This is a genomic window from Streptomyces sp. NPDC004658 (genome assembly GCF_040609555.1).
Taxonomy (GTDB): domain Bacteria; phylum Actinomycetota; class Actinomycetes; order Streptomycetales; family Streptomycetaceae; genus Streptomyces.
This window is the reverse complement of sequence record NZ_JBEXKG010000225.1, coordinates 1-9,517: the sequence shown is the minus strand read 5'-3', so window position 1 is coordinate 9,517 and position 9,517 is coordinate 1. Positions and strand designations below refer to the sequence as shown.

Annotated in this window: 9 protein-coding genes; 6 read left to right on the top strand and 3 right to left on the bottom strand. The window is 74.6% G+C overall.

Annotation, left to right across the window (positions count from 1 at the left end):
* The coding region (locus ABZV94_RS37865) for a DUF5133 domain-containing protein (protein WP_356348951.1) at window positions 1-118 on the top strand (118 nt) is incomplete at its 5' end.
* A 148-nt stretch (window positions 119-266) separates the two neighbouring features.
* Here the strand turns inward: ABZV94_RS37865 and ABZV94_RS37860 are convergent.
* On the bottom strand, window positions 267-542 hold the full coding sequence (locus ABZV94_RS37860; RefSeq protein ID WP_356348943.1) for a DUF5133 domain-containing protein: 276 nt from the start codon (window positions 540-542) through the stop codon (window positions 267-269).
* A gap of 326 nt (window positions 543-868) precedes the next feature.
* Between ABZV94_RS37860 and ABZV94_RS37855 the strand changes: the two genes are divergently transcribed.
* The 5 genes from ABZV94_RS37855 to ABZV94_RS37835 all read left to right on the top strand — a co-directional run bounded on the left by ABZV94_RS37855 (window position 869) and on the right by ABZV94_RS37835 (window position 7,458).
* Window positions 869-2,428: an adenosine deaminase gene (locus ABZV94_RS37855; protein WP_356348949.1), complete on the top strand. Its 1,560-nt coding sequence runs from the start codon at window positions 869-871 to the stop codon at window positions 2,426-2,428.
* 714 nt (window positions 2,429-3,142) lie between these two features.
* Window positions 3,143-3,802 carry a 1,4-alpha-glucan branching protein gene (locus ABZV94_RS37850; protein ID WP_356348941.1) on the top strand — a complete coding sequence of 220 codons (660 nt, stop codon included), beginning with the start codon at window positions 3,143-3,145 and terminating at the stop codon, window positions 3,800-3,802.
* Between the two features lie 250 nt (window positions 3,803-4,052).
* Window positions 4,053-5,912 carry a M1 family aminopeptidase gene (locus ABZV94_RS37845; RefSeq protein ID WP_356348939.1) on the top strand — a complete coding sequence of 620 codons (1,860 nt, stop codon included), beginning with the start codon at window positions 4,053-4,055 and terminating at the stop codon, window positions 5,910-5,912.
* Window positions 5,913-6,071: 159 nt separating this feature from the next.
* The gene (locus ABZV94_RS37840) at window positions 6,072-6,872 is read left to right on the top strand and encodes a lysozyme (RefSeq protein ID WP_356348947.1); all 801 of its coding nucleotides are present in this window, start codon (window positions 6,072-6,074) and stop codon (window positions 6,870-6,872) included.
* 70 nt (window positions 6,873-6,942) lie between these two features.
* Window positions 6,943-7,458 (top strand): MOSC domain-containing protein, encoded by a 516-nt coding sequence (locus ABZV94_RS37835; RefSeq protein WP_356348938.1) that lies wholly within the window; start codon window positions 6,943-6,945, stop codon window positions 7,456-7,458.
* A gap of 61 nt (window positions 7,459-7,519) precedes the next feature.
* Here ABZV94_RS37835 and ABZV94_RS37830 read toward each other — a convergent pair whose 3' ends face one another.
* Both ABZV94_RS37830 and ABZV94_RS37825 read right to left on the bottom strand, forming a co-directional pair.
* Entirely contained in the window at window positions 7,520-8,659 is a 1,140-nt protein-coding gene (locus tag ABZV94_RS37830) for an aromatic acid exporter family protein (protein ID WP_356348945.1), read from the bottom strand.
* A 77-nt stretch (window positions 8,660-8,736) separates the two neighbouring features.
* Window positions 8,737-9,517 (bottom strand): HAD-IC family P-type ATPase (locus ABZV94_RS37825; protein ID WP_356348936.1); only part of this gene is annotated, 781 nt, incomplete at its 5' end.

Sequence of the window (9,517 nt, the reverse complement as noted above, 5' to 3'; positions counted from 1 at the left end):
CTACACGCTGTGCGTGGCCACCGGCACCCGGGACGTCGACATGGCCCTCATCGCCGCGCGTCACCGCCTCTCCGGCGCCCGCCGGATGTGTGTCCGTCGCCATGAGTCCTCCCCCTGAGCCCGCTGCGGCGCGCGGCGGCGGCACCGGACAGCGGCCCTCGCGCGTTCGACCGGGCCTGTATACCGCCCGGTAGGTCCCGCCGACCAGAAGCGGGACGCGACGAGTTCAGGGGGAGGGGGGCGACAGCCGTGGCGGAGGGGCCGGTTCAGACCCCGGACACCTCCTGGGCCGGGACGGCCGGCTGCGGCACGGACGCCGTCTGGAGCAGGGAGTCGTCCTCCGGGCGGGCGCCGGAGAGGCGGTGACGCGCGGCGATGAGGGCCATGTCGACGTCCCGGGTGCCGGTGGCCACGCACAGCGTGTAGGACACGTCCGCGAGCCGCTGCCGGGCCTCCGGTGTGCTCTCCTCGGCCCCGAGCAGAGTCAGTGCCTCGTACTGGGCGATGAGGTCCTGCAGTACCGCGGGGTGTGCCATGAGCATGCGATCCGCCTCCCTGATGGGGTCGCCGGTGTACGAAGTCGCAGCGCGAATACCCGCCCGTCCGCCGTGCATTCCCCCGTTGTCGCCGGGTCTGAGCGGTCGGCCTGCCCCACCGGGTGACGGCCCAGGTCCACGGCTCCCGGATCCCGGACGCAACAGGGGTGCCGTGCGCCGCGGTCCACGGCGGCGTGCCGGTGCGTCACCCGGTCGGGTGCTCTCCGCCCGGGATGCGCCGGATCGGGGCACGCCGCCGTGATCTTTCCGTGATCATGCGTCCTGTGAGTCTGCAACGTCGAAGTGCCCTGAGCCGGCGGCTCCTTCCGGCCATGCTCGGCACCCTCAGTGTCCTGTCCCTGCTGTCCGCCCTGCCCGCCGCGGCCCAGCCGGCGCAGCGGGACCACCGGCCCGCCGCGCCGCCGCCCCGGCCGGTCACGGCCGCGGAGGCGCGCACGGACGCCCGTCTCCGCGCGCTCCGCGACCGGCCCGCGGCCCTGCGGGAGTTCTTCCGGCAGCTCCCCAAGGGCGGGGACCTGCACAACCACCTCTCCGGCGCGGTGTCCACGGAGTACCTGATCGAGCTGGCCGCCGAGGACGGGCTGTGCGTCGACACCGCGACGCTGACCGCGGTGACCCCGCCCTGCGGCGCCGGCACCCGGCCCGCCGCCGACGCGCGCACCGACCGCGCCTTCCACGACGCGCTGGTGCGCGCCTGGTCCATGGAGGACTTCCCGCCCGGCGAGAGGGGGCACGACCACTTCTTCGACACCTTCGGCAAGTTCGGCGAGGTCACCTGGCGGCACCGGGGCAAGCTGCTCGCCGAGGTCGCCGACACCGTCGTCGGCAACAACCAGATCTACCTGGAGACGATGGTCACCCCGGCCTCCGACGGCGCGAAGAAGCTCGCCGCCGAGGTCGGCTGGGACGACGACCTCGCCGCCCTGCACCGCAGGCTGGTCGCCGACGGCAAGCTGGACAAGCTGGTCGCCGAGGCCCGCGAGGAGGCCGACGACGGCGACGCCGAGTTCCGCGCCACCGAGCGCTGCGGCACCCCGGGGGCGCGGCCCGGCTGCGGCCTCACCGTCCGCTGGATCTCCCAGGCGTCCCGGGGCAGTGCGCCGGAACGGGTCTTCACCCAGCTGGCCCTCGGCATGCGGCTGGCCGAGGCCGACCCGCGGTTCGTCGCCGTCAACCTGGTCCAGCCGGAGGACGGGGAGACCTCGTTGCGCGACTACGGCCTGCAGATGCGCATGGTCGGTTACCTGCGCACCCAGTACCCGAAGGCACACGTCACCCTGCACGCGGGCGAGCTGTGGCCGGGGCTGGTCAAGCCGGAGGACCTGAAGTTCCACATCCGCGAGGCCGTGGAGGTCGCCCGCACGGAACGGGTCGGGCACGGCGTCGACCTGGTCCACGAGGACGACTGGCGGCGCACCGCCCGCACGATGGCGGACCGTCAGGTGGCGGTGGAGGTGCCCTTCTCCAGCAACGCCCAGATCCTCGGCGTCAAGGGAGCCGAGCACCCCTTCAGCACCTACCGCCGCTACGGCGTCCCGGTCGTCCTCGCCACCGACGACCCCGGGGTGTCCCGGATCGACATCAGCCACGAGTACCAGTACGCCGCCGCCACCTACGGCCTGCGCTACCCCGAGCTGAAGGACCTCGCCCGCGCCTCCCTGGAGTACGCCTTCCTGCCGGGCGCGAGCCTGTGGCAGGGCAACCCCACCGCCGGGGGGTACCGGCCGGTCCCGGCCTGCCGTGCCGAGCACCCCGGCCTCCCGGTGCGCGGCGCGGGCTGCCGGCACCTGCTCGCCGACAGCGCCAGGGCCCGCCTCGAATGGCGCCAGGAGACCGCCTTCGCCGCTTTCGAGAGGACATACGGGGACTGACGCCAGCCGCCCGACGCCCGCACGGTGGGGGCCCCGCGGCACCGGGCGGCCGGCTGGGCCGAGGGCACCGCGGCGGCCTACCGGTCGGGTGTGTGCGCGGCCGGACCCGTCGTCGGCTGGACCGTGGCGCACGGCCGCGTGCGCCTCGTCCCGGGAAGCGCCCCGACGACCCGGGGTTCACCCGCCGGCGGTCCGCGCCCGGCGTGCTCCTCGGCGCCCTGCGCTGCTTCGCCACGGACCGCGTCGGCGACTGCCACACCTGGGCCGTGGTCGAGCGGGGGCGGCCGGTCCGGGCGTACCTCTGCCTCGGCGCCCGGGGTGCCGTGCCGCCGCACATGGGCGAACCCACCACGGTGGAGCGGCGGCTGGGGTGTGGGTGCGCGCCTGATGGAGGAGGGCTGGGAGGCGCGGCGGGAGGCCGAGTGGGACGCCTGGCACGCGGCCATGCCGTCCGAGGAGCACGTCACGGCGATCGCGCGGGGCGGGGGATCCGCCCGCCCGGCCTCCCGGACAACGAGGCGCCGGACGGGCCGGCGGGCCTCCTCGGTCACCCGCCCGGAGCGTCCGCGGACCGAGCGCGGCCCGCACACCCCGGCCGCGGGGCGACGGGCGAACCGCCCGACCCAGGCGCCGGGTTGAGACCGACACCGGCCGGCGGGGAGGGTGTGAAAGGCTGAGCGGGTCCGCGTCCGCGCAACGGGAGGCAACCACCGCATGGCCGTCATCCACCGCACCACGCTGAAGCCCACCAAGCTCGAACTGCTCGCCGACTGGCTGCCCACCCGCCCCTGGTACCGCGGCGGCCCGGACGCACCCGTGCTGGAGAAGTCCGGCGGGTTCCGGCTGGACGACCCGGAGGGCGAGGTCGGCATCGAGTTCCTGGTGGCCACCGACACATCGAGCGCGGAGCGTACGGCCTATCTGTCGCCGCTCACCTACCGAGGGGCGCCGCTGGAGGGCGCCGAGCACGCTCTCGTCGGCACGACGGAGCACGGAGTGCTGGGCACGCGCTGGGTGTACGACGGCTGCCACGACCCGGTGCTGGTCACCGAACTGCTGTCGCTGATCGAGGGGAGGGCGCAGGCGATGGCCCAGAGCATCACGGACACCCCCGACCGCGAGGTGACCCGCTCCTACGGCGGTGGCGCCGCCCTCGGCCCGCAGGGCGGCAGGCCGGAGCCGGCCGACGGCGAGGACGGCACCCGCCTCCCGCTGTCCGAGGGCCTGACCCTGCACGTCCACCGCGTGCTCACCCCCGTCACCGGGAAGCCGCCGCTGCCGCCGCAGGGCGCCCTCGGCCATGTGGCGACCGGCTGGCCGGGTCCGGACGGCACCCGTCTGGGGGCCGTCTTCATGACACTGCGCGGCGTCTGACCCCGGCAGGGGCCGCCCCTGGGTGAGTGGCGCCGGCAGCCGCCCACGCGGCGGGCACCCCGGCCCATCGGTCTGGCATGGACCGGTCAAATCTGTCACTCTTTCGGCAGCCCGCGCCCCCGACCCACAGGGGCGCGGGGCACCTTCCGCACAGCGATCACGCAAGCCCCACCCCGGCCGCCCCGGCGCACCCCAGCCGGCCGGCGGTCCCCGAGCAGGCCGGACCCCGGCCGCCGCAAAGGAGTAGCGTGTGAGATCGACCCCCCACAGGGCCCTGAGCGCCGGCGCGGTCGTCGTCGCCGCGCTGGCCGCCCTCTCCCTCCCCGGAACCTCCGCCGCCGCCCGGCCCGCCACGGCTCCCGTGACCGCCGCCTGCACCCCGGCGCAGGTGGTCGCCAACGGCGGCTTCGAAAGCGGTACTTCACCATGGACCCAGTCGGCGTCCACGGTGATCACCAGCCGCTCCGGACAGAGCGCCCACGGCGGCAGCTCCTACGCCTGGCTGGACGGCGTCGGCGGCACCCACACCGACACCCTCGGCCAGAGCGTGACCATCCCCTCCGGATGCGCCGCCACCCTCACCTTCTGGCTGCACACCGACACCGCCGAGACGACCTCGTCCACCGCCTACGACAAGCTCACCGCCAAGCTGGGCGGCACCACGCTGGCCACCTACTCGAACCTGGACAGCAGCACCGGCTACGTGAAGAAGTCGATCGACGTGTCCTCGTTCGCCGGCCAGACGGTGAACCTGTCCTTCACCGGCACCGAGGACTCCAGCCTCCGGACGAGCTTCGTCCTGGACGACATCGCCCTCGACACCTCCGACGGCACCCCGCCACCGTCCACCGACTCCACGCGGACGCCGGCCGCGCCCGCGTACACCGTGAACCTCAGCAGCGACACGAGCGGCACCGTCTGGACCGGGCACGAGAGCGTCACCTTCACCAACGCCTCCACCACCGCGCTCGGCCAGGTGTACCTGCGACTGTGGGACAACTACCACGGCAGCTGCGACGCGATGCCCGTCAGGGTCGGCAACGTCACCGGCGGCACCGCCGGAGCCCTCTCCGTGGCCTGCACCGCCCTCGAGATCGACCTGCCGAGCCCGCTCGCCCAGGGCCAGAGCGCCACCATCGGTTTCGACCTCGGCATCACCGTGCCCAGTGGCGCCGACCGCTTCGGCCACGACGGCGCGTTCAGCTTCGTCGGCAACGCCCTGCCCGTCCTCGCCGTCCGCGACAGCGCCGGCTGGCACCTGGACCCGTACACGAACAACGGCGAGTCCTTCTACTCCCTGGCCGCCGACTTCAAGGTCACCCTGGACCACCCCACCAGCCTGCTGGTCCCGGCCACCGGCACCTCCACGGACACCCCCGGCTCCAGCGGCCGTACCGTGACGACGGCCACCGCCTCCAAGGTCCGTGACTTCGCGTGGGCCGCCGGACCCTTCACCAGGATCTCCGGCACCTCGGCCGCCGGCGTCCCGGTCAACGTGTACTCCGTCTCGGGGATCAGCTCCTCCAGCGCCCAGTCCATGCTCAGCACCGCCAAGACCGCCGTCGACGCCCACGCGGCCCGGTTCGGCGCCTACCCGTACGGCGAACTGGACGCCGTCATCGACAACAACTACTGGTTCGGCGGCATGGAGTACCCCGGCTTCGTCCTCGACGTGGTCAGCACCACCGCGCTCACCCACGAGATCGCCCACCAGTGGTGGTACGGCATCGTCGGCGACGACGAGTACACCAGCCCCTGGCTCGACGAGTCGTTCACCGACTACGCCACCGACCTCGCCCAGGGCAAGACCGGAACCAACTGCTGGAGCGGCGTCTCCTGGGCCTCGGGCGCCGAGAAGATCACCAACTCGATGGCCTACTGGGACGCGCACTCCTCGCGTTACTCCACCGTCGTCTACGGCTACGGCAAATGCGCCCTGCACGACCTGCGCCGCGTCCTCGGGGACACCGCCATGGCCAAGCTGCTGAAGGACTACGCGAGCGCCCACTGGTACGGCGTGTCCACCACGGCCGAGTTCAAGGCGGCGGCCCAGGCCGCCACGAGCACGGACCTGACCTCCTTCTGGACGCAGCACCGCATCGAGGGGTGACGAACGCCCACATGGGCTAAAACCGGCCGGGAACACCTTCGTTGGGCGCAACCCGGAGTGCGCGAGGGCCCGGCCGCGGGTCAGATGGGTTCCGTGCGAATCCCCATATCCCGCTCCCGCGGCCGGTCCCGCCTGTGCCTCGCCGGCACCCTGACCTGCCTGCTGCTGTTCCTGTCCAGCCCCCCGGCCGCCTCCGACGCGACCGGGGGCGCACCCGAGCGCGGCAGTGCCTACATGGGCATCGGCGTCCTCGCCCACGACGGCGAGTCCGGCGCGCCGCCCCCGGACCCCCGCGCCTCCCAGACCGAGGGAGTGGACGTCTCCAGCCACCAACGCGACGTCGACTGGCCGACGCTGTGGAACAGCGGCACCAAGTGGGCGTACACCAAGGCGACCGAGGGCACGTCCTACACCAACCCCTACTTCGCCCAGCAGTACGACGGCTCGTTCGACGTCGGCATGGTCCGCGGCGCCTACCACTTCGCCACCCCGGACACGGCAGGCGGCGCCGCCCAGGCCGACTACTTCGTGCAGCACGGCGGCGGCTGGTCGAACGACGCCCAGACCCTCCCCGGCGCCCTCGACATCGAGTGGAACCCGTACGGCGACGCCTGCTACGGCAAGTCCAAGAGCGGCATGGTCAGCTGGATCCGGGACTTCCTGGACCGCTACAGGTCCCGCACCGGCCGGGACGCGGTCATCTACACGGCCACCAACTGGTGGATCCAGTGCACCGGAGACTACGCCGGCTTCGGCGGGACCAACCCGCTGTGGATCGCGCGCTACGCCTCCACGGTCGGGCCGCTGCCGGCCGGCTGGACGTCGTACACGATGTGGCAGTACACCTCCAGCGGCCCGACGGTCGGCGACCACGACCGCTTCAACGGCTCCCAGGACGGGCTGCGGGACCTCGCCACCGACGGGTCACCGGACGCGGACCTCTCCGGGACACGGTCCTGATCTCCGCGTGGCGGCCGGACCGCCGGGCACCGGACGCCGGGAACGGACCGGCACTGGTTAGGCTCGACGCGTGCCGCATGTCGAGATCCTCCAGCTGCTGGTGTCCCCGGTGCACCGCCTGGCGGGCCGGCCGGGCGACGGCCCGCCCGAGCTGCCGCCCGGCGAACTCGTGACGACGGCCGTGGTCCGCGCGGGCCTCGGCATCGTCGGGGACCGGTACTTCAACCACCCCGCCCACCGCAACGCGTCGATCACCCTCATGGCGGCCGAGCGGCTGCCCCAGCCGGGGCCGTACCCGGCCGACCTGCTGCGGACCCGGCGCAACGTCCTGCTGCGCGGGGTCGACATCGACGCCTGCATCGGCAGGACCGTCTTCCTCGACTCCGGTTCCGGCCCGGTCGAACTGGAGGTGCGCAGCGCCGCCCGGCCCTGCGCCTGGATGAACACCACCCTCGGCCCCGGCGCCCAGCGCGCCCTGCGCGGCGGCGGGGGAGTGCGCTGCCGGCCGCTGACCGACGGCGTCCTCACCGTGGGCCCCGCCGTGTTCGGGGTGCTCGAACCGGGGGAGACGGCGCCCGGCGCATGACCGGGACGACCGGCGACGGCCCGGGAAGGGGCGCCGAGGCGGCGGCCCACCGGGACCGCGCTCACGCCCCCGAGGCGGCCAGCTGGTCGGCCAGCCGGTGGGCCTGGGCGAGCAGCGCGCCGTAGGTGGCGAGCTCGTCGGGGTCGTCCGTCGTGGAGCGGGCCAGGTCCCGGCGCAGGTCGCCGAGCGTGCCGCGCAGCCGCGCCACCGCCTCGCGCAGCTCGTCCTCGCACTCGTCGCCGAACCGGCTGTGGCTGTAGAGCCGCAGCGCGCGGGCGGTCTCGCACAGGAACTCCGCGTACCGCTCGGCGAGCCCGGGATGCGGCCGGGGTGCCGCGCGGTCCTCGGCGGCGGCCTCCAGCACCGTGCGGGTCACCCCCGCGGTGTGCACGGCCGCGTAGTCCAGCACCACCAGCGCGTCGTCGTACCCCTTCCCGGGCAGCGGCGCGGCCGTCCCGCGGCGCCCGCGCAGGTTGGCGCGCAGGCTCTCCCGGCTCCACTCGACCGTCGAGCGGGCGTGCTCGACCAGCCCGTGCAGCCGCAGCGCGCGCTCGTGCCAGGCGCCGGCCTCCTCCGCGTCCCAGCGGCTCTCGGCCAGGCCGCCGGCCACGTCCCGCAGGATGTCGTGGGCCTCCTCGGTCGCGTCCCGCAGCACGGCACGGGTGTCGCGCAGATACAGCGGCGGCCGGACCAGCGCGTTGACGGAGATGCCGACCACCGCACCGAACAGGGCCTCGGTGAGCCGGGCCGTGGAGGTGGCGACGGTGACCGACCCGTTGGTGAGGACGAACAGGGCGCCCGTGGCCGCGTAGATGCCCTGACTGCCCAGGCGGCGCCACTGGCCCAGCAGCATCACGAGGGGGAGCACCACCGCCATCGCGGCCACCGTGCTGTGCAGCAGCAGTCCGACGGCGGTCGCCGCGACCGTGCCGGCCGCGATCGCCGCGAGCTGCTGCAGGCCGTGCGCGATCGACCGGTACACGGTCGACTCCACCAGGACGACCGCCACCCACGGCGCGACGAACGCCACCGGTGCCCGCAGCCACCAGCCCGCCACCGCCCACGCCACCCACGCGGCCAGCGCCGCCTTCACCGCCTGGACGGCCAGGTCCCGCTCCCGGCACGGTCCCGCCCAGGCCCGCCGCACCGCGCGCACCGCGCCCGCCGCCTCACCGCGTACTCCCTGCCAGGTCAGTCGTATCCCACGCACGGCGCCCCGGGTGCCACCGTTGGCGCCACCTCATGCCACCGAGGCCGCGGGAGGCGTTGCGGGCCGGGTCACACCGCGGGTGCGCGCCCGTCTGCCGCGCCCGGGCCCGCGTCGCGCGTCGCCCGCGTCCAGGCGGCCTCGCGCAGCAGGCGCAGCCCGTTCAGGCCGACGAGGACGGTGGACCCCTCGTGACCGAGGACACCCAGCGGCAGCGGCAGCGTGCCCGCGAGGTCCCAGATGACGAGTCCGGAGATGAACACCGCCGCGAGGACGAGGTTCTGCACGACCAGACGGCGGGCGCGGCGGGAGAGGGCGACCACGGCGGGCACCGCGGCCAGTTCGTCGCGCACGATCACCGCGTCGGCGGTCTCCAGGGCCAGATCGGAACCGGCGCGGCCCATCGCCACACCGGTGTGCGCGGCGGCCAGCGCGGGCGCGTCGTTGACGCCGTCCCCGACGACCAGCACCCGGCGGCCGGCGTCCTGCCGCTCCCGCACGGCGGCCACCTTGTCCTCGGGGAGCAGCCCGGCCCGGACGTCATGGATGCCGACCTCGTCCGCCAGCCGGGCGGCGGCACGCGCGTTGTCCCCGGTCAGCAGCGTCGGACGGTCCCCGGTCAGCGCGGTGAGCGCGGCGACGGTGGCGGCGGCGTCCGGCCGCAGCCGGTCCGCGACCGCGAGCACCCCGACCGGAACACCGTCCACCGCGACCAGCACGGCGGTACGGCCCCCGGCCTCGAACCGCGCGACGAGAGCCGCGGCGGCGCGGTCGGGGGCCTGCCGGATGGTGACCGTGGACGGGGTGGGGGAGCCGTGCCGGTCCGCGCGCGACGGCTGGGCCGGCGTGCCG